Origin of the sequence: Prauserella aidingensis, from assembly GCF_024171865.1 — a bacterium.
Classification (GTDB): domain Bacteria; phylum Actinomycetota; class Actinomycetes; order Mycobacteriales; family Pseudonocardiaceae; genus Prauserella; species Prauserella aidingensis.
The window spans coordinates 35,477-56,569 of the sequence record NZ_JAMTCN010000023.1 but is presented as its reverse complement, the minus strand read 5'-3'; the positions used below and the strand labels follow the sequence as shown (position 1 = coordinate 56,569).

Below are 21,093 nucleotides of genomic sequence, written 5' to 3'. Positions count from 1 at the left end.
ATCCGCCTGCCGGCCGCACGAAACGCGCTGGTCACCGGGGTCCGGTCCGGCACATCGAGGCGAACCGATCCCCGAGTCCGGAGTTCGCTGGGCGAACTTCACGGTCGCCCAGCGAACGACGGTCCCGCCCGTGGGTGCCTGTCCTCGGCCGTCCGATGTTCGCTGGGCGACACCCCGGGGTCGCTAGGAGAACACGTGCGACATCGGATTTCGGACACATTCCCGAGCCGCAGGCAGGCGTCACGGAATCGCTGGTCACGCCTGCTTTCCCACGTCCGGGCGGCGCGTCCTCGGCAGCACCGGACGAGCGCTGCGAAGCGCGTCGACGCCTTGTCCCGATCTCGATCGTCATTAGTGTCGGCGCCGACGTCGGAATTCCGAATCGGCACCTGTGCCGACGCGCGCAGTCGTCTTCCAACGATTCGAGGAAAGGGACAATGTCCAAAGACATTCAGGTCGACAGCACGAGCGAGTTCTTCCGGGCCCGCGAGCAGGAATTCGGTGACAACCCCATCGCCGTCCGGGAGAGCGATCACTACGCCCAGGAGTACGTGGGCGGCATCGTCGACAAGTGGGACGACCTGATCGACTGGCCGCGTCGCGCCGAGGGTGAGGGGCGCTTCTTCGTCGACCAGCTCAAGGCACGCGGTGCCCAGCGGGTGCTCGATGCGGCGACGGGCACCGGCTTCCACTCGGTACAGCTGGCCGAAGCGGGATTCGACACGGTCAGCGCCGACGGCAGTCCTCAGATGTTGGCCAAGGCGTTCCGCAACGGCCTGGCCAACGGCGGGCACCTGCTGCAACTGGTCCACGCCGATTGGCGGACACTCAAGGGCGACGTGCACGGCGAATTCGACGCGGTGATCTGCTTGGGCAACTCGTTCACTCACCTGTTCTCCGAACACGACCGGCGTAAAGCACTCGCCGAGTTCTACTCCGTGCTCAAACACGACGGCGTGCTGATCCTCGACCAGCGCAACTACGACGCTCTGCTCGACGGCACGTCCACCGGGAAGAGCAGCTACTACTACTGCGGCGACGAGGTCGACGCCGTGCCCGACCACGTCGACGAGGGCCTGGCCCGCTACAAGTACACGTTCGACGACGGCGGCGAGTACTTCCTGAACATGTACCCGCTGCGGCGGGACTACGTGCGCGGGCTGCTGCGCGACGTCGGGTTCCAGAAGATCGACACCTACGGCGACTTCCAGGAGAAGGCCGGGGACCACGCACCGGACTTCTACATCCACGTCGCCGAGAAGAGCTACCTCGCCGAACTCGCCGACTGACGGCTCGGCCGCGGCGCCGGTGGGATCACCGGCGCCGCGGCTTCAGCTGCAGGTCCGCCTCGATACGGGCCGCGGTCCGCGCCAACAGCGGGACGATCTCCCGCCGCACCCCCTCTTCGGTGGAGGAATGCACGTCGAGCGACACGTTCGCCGCCGCGCACACCCTGCCGTCGGCGTCGTGCACGGGCACCGCAACCCCGCGCAGCCCTTCCTCGAGCTCGTCGTCGGCAACCACGTAGCCCTGCTTACGGATCGTGGCCAGCTCGGCCAACAGCTCCCCACGGCTGCTGACGGTGTGCGGGGTGAGGGCGGGCAACTCGGCCGCGCGCAACCCCGCCTCCAAGCGCTCGGGCGCCACCGCGGCCAACAGCACCTTGCCCATCGACGTGGCGTGCGCGGGCAACCGGGTGCCCACCGGGATCTCCACGCCCAGCAACTTCGGACTGGGGACTTGCGCGACGTAGCGGATCTCGGTGTCCTCGAGCACGGCGAGCGCGGTCATCTCGCGCACCTCGGCGGCCAGGCGCCGGAGGTGCGGCTCGGCGATCTGCGGCAACGACCGGTTCGACAGGTAGGCGTGGCCGAACTCCAGCACCTGCGGCGTCAGCGCGAACCGGCGCTGTTCGTGACGGACGTAGCCCAACTCCACCAGCGCCAACAGGATGCGCCGTGCCCCGGCGCGGTCCAGGCCACTGGCCCGCGCGACCTCGGTCAGCGTCAGCTCGGGCTGCTCGGCCGAGAACGCCCGCAGCACGGCCAGAGTCCGCTCCACCGATCGCACGCAACACCCCCGCTTCGGTTCCCGCAGCCGGTGACCCTAGTCCATCGGCCGGAGCGGCGTGTCTGCTCGAGGGTGGAGATGCTCGCCACGACGCGCGGACTCACGCCCCGTTGCGTTTGAAGATCTTGTTGCCCAGCCAGACGATCGGGTCGTAGCGGCGGTCGGCGACGCGTTCCTTCATGGGGATGAGCGCGTTGTCGGTGATGTGGATGCTCTCGGGGCACACCTCGGTGCAGCACTTCGTGATGTTGCAGTAGCCCAGTCCCTGCGCGTCCTGGACCGCGTCGACCCGGTCGGCGACGTCGAGCGGATGCATCTCCAGTTCCGCCACCCGCATCAGGTATCGCGGACCGGCGAAGGCCTCCTTGTTCTCCTCGTGGTCACGGATCACGTGGCAGGTGTCCTGGCACAGGAAGCACTCGATGCACTTGCGGAACTCCTGCGAGCGTTCCACGTCGACCTGCTGCATCCGGTACTCGCCGGGTTCGAGCCCCTCGGGCGGCGTGAACGACGGGATCTCGCGTGCCTTCTCGTAGTTGTAGGACACGTCCGGCACGAGGTCGCGGATCACGGGGAACGTCCGCATCGGGGTGACGGTGATGATCTCGTCCTCGTCGAAGATCGACATCCTGGTCATGCACAACAGCCTCGGCCTGCCGTTGACCTCGGCCGAACAGGAACCGCACTTGCCCGCCTTGCAGTTCCAGCGCACCGCCAGGTCCGGGGTCTGCGTGGCCTGCAACCGGTGGATCAGGTCGAGCACCACCTCGCCCTCGTTGGCCTCGACCTCGAAGTCCTGCAGTTCGCCGGACGTCGCGTCTCCGCGCCACACGCGCAGCTTCGCGGGATATGCCATCTCACGCGGTCCTTTCCGGGTGGCCGGCGAGTTCGTCCTCGGTGTAGTACTTCTCCAATTCGGACAGTTCGAACAGCTCCAGCAGGTCGCGGCGCATCGGCGGCTGCTCCTTCACCTCGACGTCGACCGCGGGCACCGGTTGATCATCGGCCGCCGCGCACACGAGCAACCGGTTGCGCCACTGCGCGTCCAGCTGCGGGAAGTCGTCGCGAGTGTGCCCACCCCGACTCTCGGTGCGGCGCAGCGCCGCGCGCGCGACACACTCACTGACCAGCAGCATGTTGCGCAGGTCGACGGCCAGGTGCCAGCCGGGGTTGTACTGCCGGTTCCCCTCGACCGTCACCCGCCGGATGCGGCCGCGGATCTCGGCGAGCCTGTCGATGGCCTTCTCGATCTCGTCGGCCTTGCGGATGATGCCGACCAGCTCGTTCATCGTCTGCTGCAGCTCGGTGTGCAGCGTGTACGGGTTCTCCTCGCCGCCCCCGTCGTCCGGGCCGTCGAACGGGGCGAGCGCGTGTGTCGCGCCCGCCGTGACGTCGGCCTCCGACACCGACGGCCGCGCGTCGAGGGACTCCACGTACTCCGCGGCACCCAGGCCGGCGCGCCGGCCGAACACGAGCAGGTCCGACAGCGAGTTGCCGCCGAGCCGGTTCGAGCCGTGCATGCCACCGGAACACTCGCCCGCGGCGAAGAGCCCGGGCACCGTCGAGGCCGCCGTGTCCGGGTCGACCTCGATGCCGCCCATCACGTAGTGGCACGTCGGGCCGACCTCCATGGGTTCCGCCGTGATGTCGACGTCCGCCAGTTCCCGGAACTGGTGGTACATCGACGGCAAGCGTTTGCGGATCTCCTCGGTCGGCAGCCTGCTCGCGATGTCGAGGAACATGCCGCCGTGCGGCGATCCTCGCCCTTCCTTGACCTCGGTGTTGATGGCCCTGGCCACCTCGTCCCGAGGCAACAGGTCGGGGGTGCGCCGGTTGCCCTCCTGGTCGGTGTACCAGCGGTCGGCCTCCTCCTCGCTGTCGGCGTACTGTCCTTTGAAGACGTCCGGGATGTAGCGGAACATGAACCGCTCCCCCTCGGCGTTCTTCAGGACACCACCGTCGCCCCGGACGCCCTCGGTGACGAGGATCCCCTTCACGCTCGGCGGCCACACCATGCCCGTGGGATGGAACTGGACGAACTCCATGTTGATCAGACCCGCACCGGCGCGCAGCGCGAGCGCGTGGCCGTCACCGGTGTACTCCCACGAGTTGGAGGTCACCTTGAACGACTTGCCGATTCCGCCCGTCGCGAGCACCACGGCCGGCGTCTCGAACAGCACGAACCGACCGCTCTCACGCCAGTACCCGAACGCGCCCGCGACGCGTCCGTCCTCTTTGACCAGTTCGGTCACGGTGCACTCGGCGAAGACCTTGAGTTTGGCCTCGTAGTCGCCGTAACGCCGGTGATCCTCCTGCTGCAGCGACACGATCTTCTGCTGCATGGTGCGGATCAGCTCGAGCCCGGTGCGGTCGCCGACGTGCGCGAGCCGCGGATAGGTGTGCCCGCCGAAGTTGCGCTGGCTGATCCTGCCGTCGGCCGTGCGGTCGAACAGGGCGCCGTAGGTCTCCAGCTCCCACACCCGGTCGGGCGCCTCCTTGGCGTGAAGTTCGGCCATCCGCCAGTTGTTCAGGAACTTGCCGCCGCGCATGGTGTCGCGGAAGTGCACCTGCCAGTTGTCGTGGGAGTTCGCGTTCCCCATCGAGGCGGCACATCCACCCTCGGCCATCACGGTGTGCGCCTTGCCGAACAGCGACTTGCACACCACCGCGACGCTCAGGCCGCGCTGCCGCGCCTCGATCACGGCACGCAGACCGGCGCCGCCGGCACCGATCACCACCACGTCGTAGTTGTGCCGTTCGACCTCGGTCATGTATTCGCCACCTTCGAATTGTTCAGTTGATGAAGCGCAGATCCGCGATCGCCCCGCTGGACACGAGCCACACGTACAGGTCGGTGAGCACGAGCGTGCCCAGCGTCAGCCACGCGAACTCCATGTGCCGGGTGTTGAGCTTGCTGACCTGTGTCCAGATCCGGTACCGCACCGGGTTGCGCGAGAAGTGCTTGAGCCGCCCGCCGGTGACGTGCCTGCACGAGTGGCAGGACAGCGTGTAGCACCACAGCAACACGACGTTGAGCAACAGGACCACGTTGCCGAGTCCGATACCGAAGCCGTTCTCGCCACCGAAGGCCAGGATCGCGTCGTAGGTGTTGATGAGCGTGATCACCAGCGCGACGTAGAAGAAGTACCGGTGCACGTTCTGCAGGATCAGCGGCAGGCGGGTCTCGCCGGTGTAGCGCTCGTGCGGCTCGCCGACGGCGCAGGCGGGCGGCGCCATCCAGATCGAACGGTAGTAGGCCTTGCGGTAGTAGTAGCAGGTCAGCCGGAACCCGAGCAGGAACGGCAGCGACAGGAACGCCAGCGGAATGAATCCCGGTAGTTCGCCGATCGGCGTGCCGAAGTGGCTCGACCCCGCGACACAGGAATCGCTGAGGCAGGGCGAGTAGAACGGCGTCAGGTAGTGGTGTTCGGCCGCCCAGTAGTCGGTGCGCATGAACGAACGCACCGTCGCGTAGACGACGAACGTCGCCAGTCCGAGGGTGGTCAGCAGCGGCTGCAGCCACCAGCGATCGGTGCGGAGGGTTCGCGGCGCGATACTCGCGCGGGCGGGGGTCGGGCTGTCGGCGGGAGAAGTGCCGGCGGGGCTTGCCACGTCGAAGCCACCGACCCCTCAGAGCCGGTGGCCGTGGTAGCCGCCCACGCCCTCGTCGTCGGCGTCGTCCCACAACGACGGGTCGTACGGGGTGTCGGGCACGGGCACGACCTCGCTCCTGTCGATGATCGGCGCACCGCGCCCCTGTGCGGGCACGGCCGCACACTCGTCCAGCTCCACGGCGTCGATGTCGAGCCGTTCGACGTCGTTGGCCAGCCGGTGGACGGCCGGCGTCTCGCCGTAGCGCGTACGCAGGTCGCCGACGCACTGCTTCAGCCGGCTGATCGTGCTGCGGAGCTCACTCATCTCGCTGTTGGACATCTGCGCACCCTCCGGATCGGTTCGGTCGGCGGTGCTGCCGTGTTGTGCTGCCGTGTTGTGTTGCCGTGGTGCCGCACCGCCAACTCTGCCCTGTCGATGTTCACTGTGACAACTACCACACTGTGATGTGTTCTCGTGATGTGGATCACTCGATTTCGCCGATGACACCCCGCCTCACCTGGGCTTTCGCAGCGAAACTGAATCGATTTTGATTCCAGGGCTGCGCTTCTGTATCGTGTCAGTTTCCACGGAGGACAGCGCCCAACCGACCGGAGACGCTCGTGAATCAAGCGCCAGACCACGTCCACCCCGTCGTCGCCGAGGTCACCGACCGCATCGCGGAGCGCAGCCGCGAGAGCCGGGCCGCGTACCTCGCTCGCATCTCGGCCGCCACGTCGGCCGCGTCCGGCTCTCCCGCTCGCGCCGCCATGGGCTGCGGCAACCTCGCGCACGGCTTCGCCGCCTGCGCGGGCGACGACCGGCTCGCGATGCGCGGAGTCCGCAAGCCCGGCATCGCGATCGTGTCCGCCTACAACGACCTGCTCTCGGCACACCAGCCGCTCCACGAGTTCCCCGAGTGGATCAAGGACGCGGCCCGTGAGGCCGGCGGTGTCGCCCAGTTCGCAGGCGGCGTGCCCGCCATGTGCGACGGCATCACGCAGGGCCGCACCGGCATGGAACTGTCACTGTTCAGCCGCGACGTGATCGCGATGGCCACCGGCGTCGCGCTCTCCCACGACATGTTCGACGGCACCCTGCTGCTCGGGGTGTGCGACAAGATCGTGCCCGGGCTGCTCATCGGCGCCCTGTCGTTCGGCCACCTGCCCGCGATGCTCGTGCCCGCGGGCCCCATGACGTCCGGCCTTCCCAACAAGGAGAAGGCACGCATCCGTCAGCTGTACGCCGAGGGCAAGGCGACCAGGGAGGACCTGCTCGAGGCCGAGTCCGCGTCGTACCACTCCCCCGGCACCTGCACCTTCTACGGCACGGCGAACTCCAACCAGCTCGTCGTCGAGGTCATGGGCCTACACCTGCCGGGTGCCAGCTTCGTGCACCCCGGTACGCCGCTGCGGAAGGCGCTCACCGAGGAGGCGGGCCGCCGCATCGTCGAGATCTCCCACGGTGAGGAGTACACCCCGCTCGGCGAGGTCGTCGACGAACGTTCCGTCGTGAACGGGCTGATCGCACTGCTGGCCACGGGCGGGTCGACCAACCACACGCTGCACCTCGTCGCCATCGCCGCGGCGGCCGGGATCCAGCTGACCTGGGACGACTTCGCCGACCTGTCCGCGATCGTGCCGCTGCTGGCCAGCGTCTACCCCAACGGCAGCGCCGACATCAACCACTTCCACGCGGCGGGCGGCGTGCAGTTCCTCGTCGGCACGCTGCTGGACGCGGGCCTGCTGCACCGCGACGTGCGCACCGTCGCGGGCCGCGGACTCGACCACTACCGCCGGGAGCCGATCCTCGACGGCGACCGGCTCACCTGGCGCGAGGCGACGAACCAGAGCCTGGACGAATCGGTGTTGCGCCCGGTCGACCGGCCGATGGCCGACAACGGCGGGTTGCGCATGGTCGAGGGCAACCTCGGCCGGGCCGTCGTCAAGGTGTCCGCGGTCGCCCACGAGAACCGTGTCGTGGAGGCGCCCGCGCGGGTGTTCAGCACGCAGGCCGAGTTCGACGCCGCGTTCAAGGCGGGCGAGCTGGAACGCGACGTCGTCGTGGTCTTCCGCAACCAGGGCCCGCACGCCAACGGCATGCCCGAACTGCACGGCCTCACGCCTGCGCTCGGCGTGCTCATGGACCGCGGGCACCGGGTCGCGCTGCTCACCGACGGCCGGATGTCCGGTGCGTCGGGCAAGATCCCCGCGGCCATCCACCTCACCCCCGAGGCCGCCGCGGGCGGGCCACTCGCGCGCGTCGCCGACGGCGACGTGGTCCGGCTCGACACCGAGTCCGGCACGCTGGACGTGCAGGTCGACCCGGCCGAGTTCGACGCCAGGACGCCCGTCGACGCGGCGCCCGACGAGGCGCAGTGGACGGGGACGGGTCGCGAACTGTTCGCGGCGCTGCGCCGCAACGTCGGCCCCGCCGACGCCGGAGCGAGCGTCTTCGGCCCGGTGACACCCGGGCACTTCGGCATGACCGCAACGAAACCCGAGGCCCGTGTGGGAGGAACGTCGTGACAACCGGTTCGGAAGTGCTCGACCTGTCGCCGGTCATGCCGGTGGTGGTGCTCGACGAGGCGGAGGTCGCACCGGACGTCGCCCGCGCCCTGCTGGCGGGCGGCATCCGCACGATCGAGTTGACGCTGCGCACCCCCGCGGCGTTGGCGGCCATCGAGAAGGTGGCCTCGGAGGTGCCCGACATCGTCGTCGGCGCGGGCACCGTGACCACGCCCGAGCAGGCGGCGCAGGCCGCCGACGCGGGCGCGACGTTCCTGGTCACCCCGGGGACGACCGACTCGCTGCTCGACGCGGTCACCGCGACCGGGCTGCCGTTCCTGCCGGGCGCCGCGACGGTGTCCGAGGCGATGCGGCTGGCCGAACGCGGGATCGACACGCTGAAGTTCTTCCCCGCCGAGGCCAGCGGTGGTCCGGCGGCGCTGAAGGCGTTCGCCGGTCCCCTGCCGCACCTGACGTTCTGCCCCACGGGCGGGGTCAGCGTCACCAACGCACCGGACTACCTCGCACTGTCCACTGTGCCCTGTGTCGGCGGCAGCTGGCTGACCCCGAAGGACGCCGTGGCGGCCCGCGACTTCGCGACGATCGAAACGCTGGCGAAGGAGGCCGCGGCCCTCGGCGGTTGAGCGCCCCGGATACGCACGGCCGGACGTGGCCCCGGACACCGTTCCGGGGCCACGTTGCGCTCCGTTTCTCACCCGGCCGCAGTCGAGGCCGCGACAGGTGATGCTGCTGCAGGCGTGTCCGCCTCCTTCTCGCTACGGAGCAGGCACAGCGCCAGCGCCGTGAGAATGAAGACGGTGCCGAACGCCAGGTAGAGGTGTTGCGGACTCCACCCGGAATCGAGAAGCGCCCCGGCGATCGTGGGGGACAGGATGGCGCCGATCCTGCCGATGCTGATCGCCGTGCCGACGCCGGTGGCGCGCACGGCACCGTCGTACACGTTGGGGGTCAGGGCGTAGAGCCCGGCGACACAGCCGTTGACGAAGAGTCCGATCAGGGCACCCGCGGCGAACGCGGCCGCGAGAGAGCCGAGTGCGAGCAGGAACAGCGCGAGCATGGCCGCCGTCGCGGTGAGGTACACGATGAGGACGTTGCGCAACGACCAGCGAGCCGCGAGCGCACCCAGTACCGTGGCGCCGAAGATGCCACCGAGATTGAGCAACGTGCCACCCGTCAGGCCCTGGGTGGCCGACATACCGGCTTCCACGAGCAGGGTCGGCGTCCAGCTGGTTACGAAGTAGAACCCTGCCATGACCAGGAAGAAGGCCGCCCACAGGATGAGCGTGCCGCGCCGCAGACGCGGCCCGAGCAGGGTACGGAACCCTGCGACGACCCCACGCCGCCCGGACGTGCTCTCGGCCGCCGGGAGTTCCTCCAGCGGTGGACGCCCGAACCTGCGGGCGACGCGGTTCACCTTCTCCAGTGCCCGGTTCGGCCTGCGGCTGAGCAAGAAGTCGAGTGACTCGGGCATCCCGACGAGGACGAGCGGGATCGCGAACAGCGTGGCGGCCCCACCGAAAAGGAAGACGGACCGCCAGCCGAACGCACCGATCAGCACGACGGCGATCACTCCGCCCAGCGTGGCTCCGACGGCGTACCCGGTGGAGTTGAGGCTCACCGCAAGACCTCGCCAGCGACGCGAGGCATACTCGGCGGCGACGGTGTTGCTGCAAGCGAGAATCCCGCCGATACCGATGCCGGTCACAACGCGCAGCAACCCGAGCTCGACCGCGGAACCGCTCGCAGAGGCGAGCAGCATCCCGAGGCTCGCGAGCCCGAGGCAGCCCAGAATCAGTGGCCGCCTGCCGAAACGATCGGCGAACGGCGCCAGCAACAGTGAACCTGCTGCCATGCCGACCAGTCCGGCGGACAGCAGGAGGCCGAGCTGTGCGCCGGTGAGGCCGAACTCGGCGGCAACCGACTCACCGGTGAAGGCCATGACGAGCACGTCGAAACCGTCGAGCATGTTGAGGAGAACGCAGACGGCGACGGCGAGCCACTGTGAACGGTGCATGGGACCTCGGTCGAGGTCGGCACGCAGGTCGTGGGACATCGTTGTCCTTTCGGTCCGGTGGACGTGGAGTGTCGTGGGTGTCAGGCGAGGTGGGCGCGCAGCGGCAGCGACTCCCACGAGCGCAGGGTGTTGTTGAGATGCCGGCGCGGCGGGCCTGTCGGTTCGAGGCGTTCGACACGCCGCGCGAGCGCGGTGAGGAGTGCTTCGGCTTCGAGTCGGGCGACGTGCTGGCCGACGCACTGGTGAATCCCCATGCCGAAACCGACGTGCCCGGAGGGGTCGCGGCCGAGATCGAACCGGTCGGCCTCGGCGCCCCAGTGCTGTTCGTCGCGGTTCGCGGCGCCGAGGAACATGAGGATCTTGTGCCCTTCGGGGACCGTCCTGCCACCGATCTCGATGTCGCGCGTCGCGGTGCGGAAGAAGACCTGCACGGGCGATTCCCACCGGACCGCCTCGTCGAACGCGACCCGCGCCGCCGCGGGGGTTTCGCGCAGTCGTGCCCATTGGTCCGGGTGAGTGGCGAAGGCGTGCAGCACCGCGGAGAGCCCGTGCACAGTGGTGTCGACACCCGCCGAGAGCAAGGACCGCACGATCAACGGAGCCTGGTCGACCAGGATGTCGCCGCGGTCGGCAGCGGACCAGATTTCGGCGCCGAACCCGCCCGGTGCGAGCACGTCACGGCGGCATTGCCTGCTCGTCCACGCCAACAGGTCTCCCGCGCGCGGTTCTCCCTCCTCCACGAGGTGATTGCGCGGACCGAAGGTGTTGAACAGGTGGTCGCCGTAGGGCAGCAAGTTCTCCCGCCCTTCCTGTGGAATCCCGACGGCGTCCGGGAACACCCGCAATGGGAACGCCTCGGTCAGCTCGGTTACCGCGTCGATATCCACAACGCGCGGTCCGTGACCGAACACCTCGTCGACGAGCTCTTCGGCGTCGGCGAACCACTTCTCTCGCAATGAGCGCAATGCGCGTGGCGAGAGGATCTTCTGCAACACTCGCCGCGGCGCGTCGTGATGCGGCGGGTCGGCTTCCAGGAGCAGGCTGGGCGGCCGCCACGGCTGTTCGGTCCGGAAGTTCGTGAGCCCCACCCCGGCAGCGGACTGAAACCCCTGCCAGTCGACCAGGGCCGCGTGCACCTGCTCGTAGCGGGCGAACGCGAGAATGTCGTAGGTGCTCAGATGGACGACCGGCCCCGCGGCGCGCAGCTCGCGCTGTAGGGGAATCGGGTCAGCGAGAACCTCGTCGCAGAACGGGTCGACGTCGATCGTCGGCGCACGGCCGAGCGTCGGTGCACTCATGGTTTCACTCCGTTGTGGAATAGATCGTGCGGGACTTTCGGTGTGGGATACGGTGCGGTACCGCCGGCGATGCGGTGCCGTCAGAGGTCGAGGACGAGCCGGTCTCCGGGCACGGCGCGGGACACACACGGGTACATGCAGTCACCGGCCTGCCGGTCGTCATCGTCGAGAATGGAGTCGCGGTGATCCGGACGACCCTCGAGCACGGTGGTCTCACAGGTACCGCACGTGCCCTGTCTGCAGGACGAGAGCACGTCGACACCGGCCGCCCCAATCGCCTCCAGTGCCGTCTCGTCACGGCCGACGGAGATCGTGCGGCCTGACCGGGCGAGTGTCACCTCGAACGACGAGTCACTGCCGCTCCCGGAACGTTCCCGGGCGACGAACCGTTCGGTCCGCGCCGAGGTGGAGGGCCAGTCGGCGGTCGCGTCAGCCAGCGCGTCGAGCAGCGGTGCCGGACCGCAGGCATAGATCCTGGTGTCCTCACGCGGCGTTCCGAGGAACGCCGGCAGGTCCAGCAAGCCGGTCTCGTCCTGCGGTGCGACCCGCACCCGGTCGCCGTGACGGCCCAGTTCGTCGAGGAAAGCCATCGAGTTCCGGGACCGGCCTCCATAGAGCAGAGTCCAGTCGGCACCGACCATGTCCGCCTGAGCGATCATCGGCAGCAACGGCGTGATGCCGATCCCGCCGGCGACGAACAAGTACCGCGGGGCAGGTACGAGCGGAAAGCTGTTGCGTGGTCCGCCGAGCCCGACCAGATCGCCTTCCCGTAGCGAATCGTGGACGTAGGCCGATCCCCCACGACTCGACGGTTCCCGCAGTACGGCCACTCGGTAGGCGTGGGCGTCCCACCGATCGCCGCAGAGCGAGTACTGCCGAGTGGTCCCGTCGGGTAGTACGAGGTCGATGTGGGCCCCCGGCGCCCAGTCCGGCAAACGGCCTCCGGCGGGGTCGGTGAGGACGATCCCCACGACACCGTCGGCCTGCCGGCGAATCTCCGCGACACGCGCAGTACTCGCACTTGCCTGTTCCGCCACTGGTCCACTCTGCTGGGCCGGAGCAACGCTGCTCACCGCTCACCTCCCGACGGACGGATCCGGACGTGGGAAAGCATGTGACTCGACGAGGCCGCCGTAGAAGGGCGTTCTCAATGATTGGAAGAACCGAGCGCCCGTGACAGCGCCCGTGCCGCTGTGCGCAGCACCGGGACCACGGAGAAGGCGTCCGTGTGCCGAGGCACGATGACCGAGAGTGCGGCGACGACGGTGTCGCCGGCGCCGGTGACCGGCACCGCGACGCTCGTCGCGTCGTCGTGGATGTGTCCTTCGGCGATGACGTAGCCGGACCGACGAGCCGAGTCGAGAGCCCGGCGGAGCGAGTCGGCATCACCGATCGTGTGCTCGGTGTAACGATGCAGCGAACGGCCGAGGATTCGCTCCTGGAATTCCGGGGACGAGTGAGCGAGAAGGAGCAGGCCGGACGAGGACGCGTGCAGCGGCAGCCGACCCGCGATCTCGGTGTAGTTGATGACCGCGCCCGGTGCCGACAGCCGCTCCACGAACAACACCTCGTCGCCGTCCAGCACGCTCAACTGGACGTGGTCCCCGACCGCATGGTGGACGTCTTCGAGGAACGGCATCGCCGCTTCCCGCAGCGACAGCGCGGGCGAGGCCCGGTGGGCCAATTCCCAGAGCCGCATGCCGATACGGACGAGACCGCCGGAGTCACGGACGAGGAAGCCGTGTCCCACGAGCTCGGCTACGAGCCGTGACGTCGTCGGCACCGGCAATTCGGCCGCACGGGCGATCTCGCTGATCGTCAGCGACCGGCGGGCTGCGGTGAACACTTCGATGATGCGGACCACGCGAGTGAGGACCGATTCCCCGGTGGCGACCCTTGGCATGACCGGCAGTGTGCCTGACCGACGCCACTGCAGGCGAGCATGCGGCCACGGTCCACGTATGCTCGGGGGTGTGTTGACCGACGACGCGGTGCCGGTCGCCCGCCGCGACACGCCGTCCCTCGCGAAACGGGCAGGCCTGGCGGTGGAGTTCCTGGCGCTGTTCTTCGGCGTGATCACGGTGTTCTCCGTGTTGGCCGAGGGTGTCAGCCCCATCCCGTTCCTCGTGGTGCTCGGCGTGGCCAGCGTGGTCTACCTGCTGCGGGTCGGCGACTTCGACCGGCGCGACCTGTGGCGGGCCTCGGCTGTTCGCGGGCAGCTCCGGTCGATCCTCGGACTGTGGGCGGCGGCGTGCGTCGTGGCGGTGGCAGGCGTCGCGATGTTCCTGCCGGGTGATCTCTTCTCCATGCCGCGCGAGGAGCCCGTCGTGTGGGCGATCGTCGCCGTCGGCTATCCGGTGCTGAGCGTGTATCCGCAGGAGCTGATCTTCCGCTCGTTCCTGTTCCGCCGGTACGCCCCGGTGTTCGGCTCCGGCGCCGGGATGATCATCGCGAGCGCGGCCGCGTTCGGGTTCGCCCACATCATCTTCGGGAACCTGTTCGCCGTGCTCGCGACGACCGCGGGCGGCGTGCTGTTCGCCTGGCGGTACGCGCGCAGCCGCTCGCTGCTGGCCGTGTCGATCGAACACGGCCTCTACGGCTTCCTGCTGTTCACGGTCGGCCTGGGCCGTTTCGTCTACCACGGCGCGGTCTGACGCCTGGCCCGGCGCTACGGGCGGCGGCGCCCCTTGCCACCGCTGCCACCCTTGCCCCGCTTCCCCGGCTTGCCTGGTCTGCCGGGTCGTCCGGGCTTGCCCGGCCGTCCGGAACGGCTCCGCTGCTGGCCGCCGGTCGCCCCGGACTGCGCGGACGTCGACTTCGGCTGCTTCGGTGTCGGCCCGCGGCCACGGGTGCTGTTGACGGTCCGGCCGCGGACGATGCCGATGAACTCCTCCATCAGCTCGCTCGTCTCGCCCTCCGGCCACGCCAGCGCGACCTGCGACTGCGGCACCGGGAACTCGCCGGTGCCGACGAGCGGCCGGTACGTGAGGCTCTTGCGGTGGTGCAGCCGCGCCAGCGACTGGGGCACGACCAGCACACCCACCCCCGCCGCGACGAGTTCGATCGCGCCCGCGGTGGTGTCGGGGCGGGCGATCGCCGGCTGCCCGGGCAGCTCCTCCCACGCCAGGGTGTCGTCGTGGGGATGCAGCACGACGTCGTCGGCGAGGTCGTCGACCCCCACCTCGTCGGCCACGGTGAGCAGATGCTCCTTCTCGACGACCACCACGGTCGTCTCGGTGTAGAGCGGGATGGCGTGCAGGCCGGTGCGCTCGGTCGGCAGGCGCAGCAGCACCGCGTCGACGTGCCCGTCACGCACGTGGTCGGCCGCCTCCGCCGCCGAGACACGGACGAGCTGCAGCGGGACGTCGGGCACCCGCTCGTCCCACTTCCGGACCCACTTGTCCGGGATCACCCCGGGGACATGGGCGAGCCGGAACGCCCGGGGCTCGTCGCTCTCGTCACGGGTGGTCACCGGGCCAGATTACCGGGCGTGGTCGGCGGCGGGAGCACCAGCGGATACGCTGGGACCATGACGTCGCGCAAGACCACCCAGACGATGAAGCCCGCCACCGCGGCCAAGAAGCTGGGCGTCTACCTCGAGGCCACCCCCGCCGAGTTCCAGGAGGGCGTGGTGTCCCGCGACGAGCTCAACGAGCTGCAGACCTCGCCGCCCGAGTGGCTGCGGGACCTGCGCCGCAACGGCCCGCACCCGCGCCCGGTCGTCGCGGCGAAGCTCGGCATCTCGATCGGCGGCCTCGCCCGCGCCGGCCTGATGGACCCGCTCACGACCGAGCAGATCAACGCGATCAAGGACGAGAACCCGGACTGGCTCCAGCGCGAACGCGCCACCCACGCCGAGGTCAAGAAGGAAGCGGCCGCCAAGAAGAAGGCCGCGCAGAAGGACGCCGACCAGCCGGGTTCCTGAGGACCGCCGTCGTCACGACCCGCGCCCGGCCGCACGCACCCTCAGAACCGTGCGGACATCGTCGAGCGCCACCTCGATACGGCTGTAGACGCGCGGGTTCAGCAGCGTAGTGCCGTCGAAGTCGCCCGACGAGGCGAACACCGCGACGGGCACTGTCATCGCCTGGAAGAATCCGAACAGCGGCCGCAGCGCGTGCTCCAGCACGAGGGCGTGATGGTCCCCGCCGCCGGTCGCCGCCAGGAAGACGGGTTTGTTGGTCAACGCGTACTGGCCGACGAGATCGAAGAAGTGCTTGAACATCGCGGTGTAGGAGCCGCGGAACACGGGCGTGGCCGCGATCAGCAGGTCGGCGTGTTCGGCGGCGTCCAGCACCTCCTGAGTCTGGGCCGGCACGTCGTCGCGGTCGAGCGCTCCGGTGAATCCCGCCCCCAGCCGGTAGACGTCGATGCGGCGAACTTCGACGTCGACGCCGTCGGGTTCCAGCAGATCACGCAGCGTTGTCACGATGACGTCGGCCAGCGCCGCCGTCTTGGACCGTTCGCTCGGACTGCCGTTGACGACAGCCACGGTGAGCGTGGCCGCGGCCGGTTCCGCTCCTGCCCGTCCGGTCGCCACCGTGGCGTCGGCAGCCATGGCCTCGGCATCCCTCGGTCCGGCGCCGGCTACCCTGCTGACCGTGGCCTCGGTGTCCGTGTCCGCACCCGACCTCATGAGATGCCTCCACCGGACCGGCTGCCGGTCGCTTCGCGGCGCACCACGGGAGCGACCTCGCTGCCCAGCCGTTCGATGCCGTCGAGGACCTCTTTCTGCGGCATGCCGCCGAATCCGGCCTGCAGCAGCACGCGGTCCAGTCCGTACAGTTCGTGGTAGGCGAGGAGTTTGTCGATCACTTCCTGCGGACTGCCGGCGAGCAGGCCTGCGCCCGGCGCGGTGTGCGCGTCGAACGCCTGCCGCGGGATGCGGAATCCGCGCCCCCGCTGGTGATTGTTGTCGGCCATGCCCTTGGCGAAGTACGGGTACATGGTGTCCCTGGCGTGCCGGCTGGTGCGGCCGACGTAGCCGTGCGCGGTGAGGCCGATCCGCAGCGCGTCCGGGTCGTGTCCCGCCTCGGCCGCGGCCCGGCGGTACAGGCGCACGGATTCCTCGTGGAAGCCGATCGGTCCCAGCAGCAGAGCCAGCATCATCGGCACACCCAGCTGTCCCGCGCGGATCGCCGACGCCGGTGTGCCGCCGACGCCGACCCAGATCGGCAGCGTGTCGCCGTCGGCGCGGGGTGCGATGTCGGCGTGGTCGAGGGAGGGCCGCAACCGTCCCGACCACGTGATCGGGTTCTCCTCCCGGATACGCAACAGCAGGTCGAGCTTCTCGGCGAACAGCTCCGAGTAGTCCGCGAGGTCGTAGCCGAACAGCGGGAACGACTCGGTGTAGGAACCGCGGCCCGCGATGATCTCGGCGCGCCCGCCCGAGATGAGGTCGACGGTCGCGAACTGCTCCCACACCCGCACCGGGTCGTCGGAACTCAGCACCGTGACGCCGCTGCTCAACCGGATGTCGCGGGTCGCCTGCGCCGCCGCGGCGAGGATGACGGGAGGTGCCGATGCCACGAAGTCCGTGCGATGGTGCTCCCCGACCGCGAACACGTCGAGACCCACCTGGTCGGCGACCTCGGCCAGTTCGACGGTCTCCCGCATCCGCTCCCGCGGGCTCGGCAGCTCGCCGGTGGTCGGGTCCTCGGTGACCTCTCCGAACGTCAGAACCCCGATCTCGAACGCCATCTCGATGCCTCCGTTTCGCCTGGCGCGGTCACGCCCACACCCGGAATAACTGCCTGCGCAGACAACTTATTCCGGGCGGAACCGGCCCACTTGCTCACCGCCTCTCCCGGCGCACGGACTCCACTCCCCGTGAGCACGCCCCCGTCGCCGAGTACCGTGCCTGCCATGACGACCCCGCGACTCAGCGAACTCGAGGACGGCGCCTGGCGCGGTTTCCTGCTCACGCACGACCGGATCTGGCGTGACATCGAGGCCGCGCTCGCACCCCTCGACGTGTCGATGGCCGAGTACAGCGTGCTGGCACGGCTGGGCGAGGCGGGCAGGAACGGCATGCGGATGTCGGACCTCGCGCGGGAACGACTGATGTCGACGGGAGGTTTCACGCGGCTGGCCGACCGGCTGGAACGCCGCGGCCTGATCGAGCGGACCCGGTCGGGCACCGACGGCCGCGCGGTCGACGTCGTGCTCACCCCGGCAGGCCGGTCCCTGCTGCGCAAGGCGTGGAAACAGCAGTACGCCGAGCTGCGGACGCTCTTCTTCGACCGCCTCGACGACGACGATCTGCGCGATCTGGCCCGCATCTGGCAACGGCTCGCACCGGAGTGAACCGCACGGCGCGACACGACCCCACAGGCACGGCGCCAACCGCGGTCACGGCGCGCTGCGGTCACGGGCGCGAACCGCGGTCACCACACCTGGAAGATCATCACCACGAAGATGCCCGCGACGAGCAGGGCCGCGATCGCCAACAGGACGATCGTCAGTGTCGGCATGACGCGTGGTGGTTCGGGCTCCCGGTGGGAGAGTCCGGACGTCTGGCCCGACTCCGGCGGTGTGTCGCCGGGCCGGACGCTCCCGCCGGGCTCGAGGCCCGGGGTGTCGTCCGGTGCCGGATCCGGGGGTTGAGCCGTCATCGTCGTGCCTCGCCTTCGACCGGGACTCGCTCCGTCCGCACGCGACCCCGCGCGGACGACGGTCACCCGGCCGGGTACCCGTGGTCGGCGTCCCCCGAAACGACTCCGGCCCGGGCGCGAACGGCCCGCGAACCGGCACCAGCCCCCGCGCCGCGGCCGCCGGAGCAACGAGCCGTGCGCGGACCGCCGTCCCGGGCCACCTCTGTTACGGGCCGCGACGCTCCGGGTAGACCGGGAATGTCCGCTCGATTCCCTATGGCCGGGAGGTGGTCATGAAGGCGGTCGTGTACCAGGGTCCCTACGACCTGTCGGTGTCCGACGTCGACGATCCCCGCATCGAACAGCCGACCGACGTGCTCGTCCGGATCACGACGACGGCGATCTGCGGCTCCGATCTGCACATGTACGAGGGCCGCACCGACGCCGAGGCGGGCACGGTGTTCGGCCACGAGAACATGGGCGTCGTCGAAGAGGTCGGCGACGGCGTGACGAGTGTCCGACGTGGACAGCGCGTTGTCCTGCCGTTCAACGTCGCCTGCGGTTTCTGCACGAACTGCCGGGCGGGCAAGTCGGCGTTCTGCCTGACCGTGAATCCGCCGGGCGCGGGCGGTGCCTACGGGTACGTCGGCATGGGCCCGTACCGCGGCGGGCAGGCCGAATACCTGCGCGTTCCGTTCGCCGACTTCAACTGCGTGCCGCTGCCGGAAGGCGGCGAGCACGAGGACGACTTCGCGCTGCTGGCCGACATCTTCCCCACCGGCTACCACGCCACCGAGCTGGCGGGAGTCCGTCCCGGTGACACGGTCGCCGTCTACGGGGCCGGTCCGGTCGGGTTGATGGCCGCCTACTCGGCCGTACTCAAGGGCGCGAGCCGGGTGTTCGCGGTGGACAAGGTCGCCGACCGGTTGCGACTGGCCGAGCGGATCGGGGCCGAGCCGATCGACTTCACCCGGGGCGATCCGGCGGAGCAGATCTCCGACGCCGTCCACGCCGACGGCGTGGACCGGGGCATCGACGCGGTCGGGTACCAGGCGACCGCACCCGAGGGCGAGGAACAGCCCGCGTTCGTGCTCGACCAGCTGGTCGACACGGTGCGCCCGACCGGGTCGCTCGGCGTCGTCGGGCTGTATCTGCCGTCCGATCCGGGTGCGCCCGACGACAACGCCGCGCAGGGCATCCTGCTGTTCCAAGTCGGCAAGTTCTTCGAAAAGGGCCTGCGGATGGGGACGGGCCAGGCGGACGCCAAGGCCTACGCCCACCAGCTCCGCGACCTGATCGTCGCGGGCAGGGCCGAACCGAGCTTCGTGGTGTCGAAGAAACTCCCTCTCGCCGAGGCGCCCGACGCCTACGCGCGGTTCGACAAGCGCGAGGAGGGCTACTCCAAGGTGCTGCTGCAACCGACCGGCTGATCCCGAGGGTCCGCCGGTGGACTCGCGTCACGTGCTGCGACGGGAGTCCGCCGGTGGGCGGGGCAGCACGATCGGCGTTCCGGTGAGCGGGTCGTCGATCACCTCGCAGGTCAACCCGAACACCGAGGCGACGGTGTCGGGTTCGAGAAGGTCGGCCGGTGGTCCTTCGGCGGCGATGCGGCCGTCCTTGACGGCGACGACGTGGTGGGCGTAGCGCCCGGCGAGGCTCAGGTCGTGCAGGACGAGCACGGTGGTGCGGCCGAGCTCGGCGTTCAGGTCGGCCAGGAGTTCGAGCAGCTCGATCTGGTGCGCCAGGTCGAGGTGGGTGGTGGGTTCGTCGAGCAGCATCACGTCGGGGTCCTGGGCCAGCGCGAGCGCCAGCCACACCCGTTGCCGCTGACCGCCGGACAGTTCGTCGACCGGTTCGTCGGCGAGGTGGGCGATGCCGGTGGCCTCCATGGCGCTCGTGACGGCGGCGTCGTCGGCCTCGCTGTGGTGGCGGAACCAGCGCTGGTGCGGGTGCCGCCCGCGGCCGACGAGGTCGGACACGGTGATGCCGTCCGGAGCGAGGGGCTGCTGCGGCAACAGGCCGAGTCGCCGCGCAAGCGTTTTCGCGCCGATGCCCGCGATGTCACGGCCGTCGAGCAGCACCGCTCCCCGGCTCGGGGTCATCAGCCGCGCGAGGCCTCGCAGCAGCGTGGACTTGCCGCTGCCGTTGGCCCCGACGATGACGGTGATCCGCCCCGGCGGCACGGTGACGGAGACGTCGTGCACGACCGGCCGGGAGTGGTAGCCGAGCGTGAGGCCGGTGGTCGCCAGCTCGGTGGCAGGAGTCGTCGTGACAAGCGGCGTGGCAGGCGGCGTCAGCGGGTCAGGGTTCATCCGGTGTGTCCGATTCGGTGGCACGGGCGAGCAGATACAGCAGCACGGGTGCACCGAGCACGCCCGTGACGGCGCCGACGGGCAGTTCGGTCGGTGCGAACAGCAGCCGGGCGGCGAGGTCCGCGCCGATCACGAGCAGGGCACCGGTCGCGGCGGCCGGGGCGAGCGGCGGCGGGCCGCCCGGCAGCAGCCGCCGCGTGATCTGCGGTGCGACGAGGGCGACGAACCCGATCGGCCCGGCCGCCGCGGTCGCCATGGCCGCGAGGACGACGGCGGTCCCGATCAGCGCGGGCCGGACCCTGCCGACGCCGCCGGTGAGGGTGCGGGCCAGGTCGTCGCCGAGTTCGAGGACCCGCAGGTGGCGGCCGAGCACCACCAGCGCGGGGACGGCCACCGCCAGCGTGGTGAGGATGACGGTGACGTGCAGTGCTCCGCGGTTGGCGAGACTGCCGGTGAGCCAGGACGCAGCGCTCAGCACCTGGCGGTACTCGGCCCGCACGAGCAGGAAGGAGATCGCGGACGAGAGCATCGCCGCGATCCCGATGCCCACCAGCACGAGCCGATAACCGCCGTGCCCACGGCCGAGTGCGAGGACCACGATCGCCGCGGCGGTCAGCAACGCGCCGCCGAGCGCCCGACAGCCCGAAGGCCGCGCCGACGCCGAGGCCGGTCACCGCGCGCGGCAGC

Annotated in this window: 22 protein-coding genes; 7 read left to right on the top strand and 15 right to left on the bottom strand. The window is 69.8% G+C overall.

Annotated elements, in window-relative coordinates; genetic code table 11:
• Nucleotides 1–437: 437 nt before the first annotated feature.
• A complete protein-coding gene (locus LY13_RS19845; protein WP_253830112.1) occupies nucleotides 438–1,289 on the top strand; it encodes a glycine/sarcosine N-methyltransferase in 852 nt (283 codons plus the stop codon).
• A gap of 25 nt (nucleotides 1,290–1,314) precedes the next feature.
• Here the strand turns inward: LY13_RS19845 and LY13_RS19840 are convergent, their stop codons facing one another.
• From LY13_RS19840 to LY13_RS19820, 5 genes are all read right to left on the bottom strand, one after another.
• Complete coding sequence (locus LY13_RS19840; protein WP_253830111.1) at nucleotides 1,315–2,070, bottom strand: IclR family transcriptional regulator domain-containing protein; 756 nt, start codon at nucleotides 2,068–2,070, stop codon at nucleotides 1,315–1,317.
• Nucleotides 2,071–2,170: 100 nt separating this feature from the next.
• Complete coding sequence (locus tag LY13_RS19835; protein WP_253830110.1) at nucleotides 2,171–2,926, bottom strand: succinate dehydrogenase/fumarate reductase iron-sulfur subunit; 756 nt, start codon at nucleotides 2,924–2,926, stop codon at nucleotides 2,171–2,173.
• Between the two features lies 1 nt (nucleotide 2,927).
• Nucleotides 2,928–4,841, bottom strand: coding sequence for a fumarate reductase/succinate dehydrogenase flavoprotein subunit (locus LY13_RS19830; protein WP_253830109.1), 1,914 nt, complete (start codon nucleotides 4,839–4,841; stop codon nucleotides 2,928–2,930).
• 22 nt (nucleotides 4,842–4,863) lie between these two features.
• Nucleotides 4,864–5,682 carry a succinate dehydrogenase subunit SdhC gene (gene sdhC / locus LY13_RS19825; RefSeq protein ID WP_372493862.1) on the bottom strand — a complete coding sequence of 273 codons (819 nt, stop codon included), beginning with the start codon at nucleotides 5,680–5,682 and terminating at the stop codon, nucleotides 4,864–4,866.
• A gap of 18 nt (nucleotides 5,683–5,700) precedes the next feature.
• A complete protein-coding gene (locus LY13_RS19820; RefSeq protein ID WP_253830108.1) occupies nucleotides 5,701–6,003 on the bottom strand; it encodes an Rv0250c family protein in 303 nt (100 codons plus the stop codon).
• Nucleotides 6,004–6,284: 281 nt separating this feature from the next.
• On the opposite strand from LY13_RS19820, the gene edd reads away from it, so the two are divergent.
• Nucleotides 6,285–8,189, top strand: coding sequence for a phosphogluconate dehydratase (gene edd, locus LY13_RS19815; RefSeq protein ID WP_253830107.1), 1,905 nt, complete (start codon nucleotides 6,285–6,287; stop codon nucleotides 8,187–8,189).
• Entirely contained in the window at nucleotides 8,186–8,812 is a 627-nt protein-coding gene (eda, locus tag LY13_RS19810; protein ID WP_308216372.1) for a bifunctional 4-hydroxy-2-oxoglutarate aldolase/2-dehydro-3-deoxy-phosphogluconate aldolase, read from the top strand. The genes edd and eda overlap by 4 nt, the downstream gene beginning before the upstream one ends.
• Before the next feature lie 68 nt (nucleotides 8,813–8,880).
• Here eda and LY13_RS19805 read toward each other — a convergent pair whose 3' ends face one another.
• The 4 genes from LY13_RS19805 to LY13_RS19790 all read right to left on the bottom strand — a co-directional run bounded on the left by LY13_RS19805 (nucleotide 8,881) and on the right by LY13_RS19790 (nucleotide 13,404).
• The gene (locus LY13_RS19805; RefSeq protein ID WP_253830106.1) at nucleotides 8,881–10,203 is read right to left on the bottom strand and encodes an MFS transporter; all 1,323 of its coding nucleotides are present in this window, start codon (nucleotides 10,201–10,203) and stop codon (nucleotides 8,881–8,883) included.
• 80 nt (nucleotides 10,204–10,283) lie between these two features.
• Nucleotides 10,284–11,501, bottom strand: a complete 1,218-nt coding sequence (locus LY13_RS19800) for a cytochrome P450 (protein ID WP_253830105.1) — start codon at nucleotides 11,499–11,501, stop codon at nucleotides 10,284–10,286.
• Nucleotides 11,502–11,581: 80 nt separating this feature from the next.
• The gene (locus LY13_RS19795) at nucleotides 11,582–12,538 is read right to left on the bottom strand and encodes a PDR/VanB family oxidoreductase (RefSeq protein ID WP_253830104.1); all 957 of its coding nucleotides are present in this window, start codon (nucleotides 12,536–12,538) and stop codon (nucleotides 11,582–11,584) included.
• A gap of 110 nt (nucleotides 12,539–12,648) precedes the next feature.
• Nucleotides 12,649–13,404: an IclR family transcriptional regulator gene (locus LY13_RS19790; RefSeq protein WP_253830103.1), complete on the bottom strand. Its 756-nt coding sequence runs from the start codon at nucleotides 13,402–13,404 to the stop codon at nucleotides 12,649–12,651.
• A gap of 70 nt (nucleotides 13,405–13,474) precedes the next feature.
• Between LY13_RS19790 and LY13_RS19785 the strand changes: the two genes are divergently transcribed.
• Nucleotides 13,475–14,155 carry a CPBP family intramembrane glutamic endopeptidase gene (locus tag LY13_RS19785; protein ID WP_253830102.1) on the top strand — a complete coding sequence of 227 codons (681 nt, stop codon included), beginning with the start codon at nucleotides 13,475–13,477 and terminating at the stop codon, nucleotides 14,153–14,155.
• A 14-nt stretch (nucleotides 14,156–14,169) separates the two neighbouring features.
• On the opposite strand, the gene LY13_RS19780 is transcribed toward LY13_RS19785, so the two are convergent.
• A complete protein-coding gene (locus tag LY13_RS19780) occupies nucleotides 14,170–14,973 on the bottom strand; it encodes a LysR substrate-binding domain-containing protein (RefSeq protein WP_253830101.1) in 804 nt (267 codons plus the stop codon).
• Nucleotides 14,974–15,030: 57 nt separating this feature from the next.
• Here LY13_RS19780 and LY13_RS19775 point away from each other — a divergent pair, with 57 nt between their 5' ends.
• Nucleotides 15,031–15,426 (top strand): DUF5997 family protein, encoded by a 396-nt coding sequence (locus LY13_RS19775; protein WP_253830100.1) that lies wholly within the window; start codon nucleotides 15,031–15,033, stop codon nucleotides 15,424–15,426.
• Between the two features lie 12 nt (nucleotides 15,427–15,438).
• Here LY13_RS19775 and LY13_RS19770 read toward each other — a convergent pair whose 3' ends face one another.
• Both LY13_RS19770 and LY13_RS19765 read right to left on the bottom strand, forming a co-directional pair.
• On the bottom strand, nucleotides 15,439–16,137 hold the full coding sequence (locus LY13_RS19770) for an NAD(P)H-dependent oxidoreductase (protein ID WP_253830099.1): 699 nt from the start codon (nucleotides 16,135–16,137) through the stop codon (nucleotides 15,439–15,441).
• On the bottom strand, nucleotides 16,134–17,201 hold the full coding sequence (locus LY13_RS19765; RefSeq protein WP_253830098.1) for an LLM class flavin-dependent oxidoreductase: 1,068 nt from the start codon (nucleotides 17,199–17,201) through the stop codon (nucleotides 16,134–16,136). Before LY13_RS19765 ends, LY13_RS19770 begins: the two co-directional genes overlap by 4 nt.
• Before the next feature lie 165 nt (nucleotides 17,202–17,366).
• Here LY13_RS19765 and LY13_RS19760 point away from each other — a divergent pair, with 165 nt between their 5' ends.
• Nucleotides 17,367–17,807 carry a MarR family winged helix-turn-helix transcriptional regulator gene (locus LY13_RS19760; protein WP_253830097.1) on the top strand — a complete coding sequence of 147 codons (441 nt, stop codon included), beginning with the start codon at nucleotides 17,367–17,369 and terminating at the stop codon, nucleotides 17,805–17,807.
• A gap of 80 nt (nucleotides 17,808–17,887) precedes the next feature.
• On the opposite strand, the gene LY13_RS19755 is transcribed toward LY13_RS19760, so the two are convergent.
• On the bottom strand, nucleotides 17,888–18,115 hold the full coding sequence (locus LY13_RS19755; protein WP_253830096.1) for a DUF6480 family protein: 228 nt from the start codon (nucleotides 18,113–18,115) through the stop codon (nucleotides 17,888–17,890).
• Between the two features lie 272 nt (nucleotides 18,116–18,387).
• Here LY13_RS19755 and LY13_RS19750 point away from each other — a divergent pair, with 272 nt between their 5' ends.
• Nucleotides 18,388–19,524 (top strand): glutathione-independent formaldehyde dehydrogenase, encoded by a 1,137-nt coding sequence (locus tag LY13_RS19750; protein ID WP_253830095.1) that lies wholly within the window; start codon nucleotides 18,388–18,390, stop codon nucleotides 19,522–19,524.
• Nucleotides 19,525–19,551: 27 nt separating this feature from the next.
• On the opposite strand, the gene LY13_RS19745 is transcribed toward LY13_RS19750, so the two are convergent.
• Both LY13_RS19745 and LY13_RS19740 read right to left on the bottom strand, forming a co-directional pair.
• Complete coding sequence (locus tag LY13_RS19745) at nucleotides 19,552–20,406, bottom strand: ABC transporter ATP-binding protein (RefSeq protein WP_253830094.1); 855 nt, start codon at nucleotides 20,404–20,406, stop codon at nucleotides 19,552–19,554.
• A complete protein-coding gene (locus LY13_RS19740) occupies nucleotides 20,396–21,025 on the bottom strand; it encodes an iron chelate uptake ABC transporter family permease subunit (protein ID WP_253830093.1) in 630 nt (209 codons plus the stop codon). The genes LY13_RS19745 and LY13_RS19740 overlap by 11 nt, the downstream gene beginning before the upstream one ends.
• Nucleotides 21,026–21,093: the final 68 nt, after the last annotated feature.

Bases quoted from the DNA above. Each gene is read 5' to 3' on its own strand.
- LY13_RS19845 (WP_253830112.1), top strand. From the start codon at position 438: ATGTCCAAAGACATTCAGGTCGACAGCACGAGCGAGTTCTTCCGGGCC.
- LY13_RS19835 (WP_253830110.1), bottom strand. From the start codon at position 2,926: ATGGCATATCCCGCGAAGCTGCGCGTGTGGCGCGGAGACGCGACGTCC.
- LY13_RS19830 (WP_253830109.1), bottom strand. From the start codon at position 4,841: ATGACCGAGGTCGAACGGCACAACTACGACGTGGTGGTGATCGGTGCC.
- LY13_RS19820 (WP_253830108.1), bottom strand. From the start codon at position 6,003: ATGTCCAACAGCGAGATGAGTGAGCTCCGCAGCACGATCAGCCGGCTG.
- LY13_RS19805 (WP_253830106.1), bottom strand. From the start codon at position 10,203: ATGCACCGTTCACAGTGGCTCGCCGTCGCCGTCTGCGTTCTCCTCAAC.
- LY13_RS19800 (WP_253830105.1), bottom strand. From the start codon at position 11,501: ATGAGTGCACCGACGCTCGGCCGTGCGCCGACGATCGACGTCGACCCG.
- LY13_RS19790 (WP_253830103.1), bottom strand. From the start codon at position 13,404: ATGCCAAGGGTCGCCACCGGGGAATCGGTCCTCACTCGCGTGGTCCGC.
- LY13_RS19775 (WP_253830100.1), top strand. From the start codon at position 15,031: ATGACGTCGCGCAAGACCACCCAGACGATGAAGCCCGCCACCGCGGCC.
- LY13_RS19770 (WP_253830099.1), bottom strand. From the start codon at position 16,137: ATGAGGTCGGGTGCGGACACGGACACCGAGGCCACGGTCAGCAGGGTA.
- LY13_RS19765 (WP_253830098.1), bottom strand. From the start codon at position 17,201: ATGGCGTTCGAGATCGGGGTTCTGACGTTCGGAGAGGTCACCGAGGAC.
- LY13_RS19760 (WP_253830097.1), top strand. From the start codon at position 17,367: ATGACGACCCCGCGACTCAGCGAACTCGAGGACGGCGCCTGGCGCGGT.
- LY13_RS19755 (WP_253830096.1), bottom strand. From the start codon at position 18,115: ATGACGGCTCAACCCCCGGATCCGGCACCGGACGACACCCCGGGCCTC.
- LY13_RS19750 (WP_253830095.1), top strand. From the start codon at position 18,388: ATGAAGGCGGTCGTGTACCAGGGTCCCTACGACCTGTCGGTGTCCGAC.
- LY13_RS19745 (WP_253830094.1), bottom strand. From the start codon at position 20,406: ATGAACCCTGACCCGCTGACGCCGCCTGCCACGCCGCTTGTCACGACG.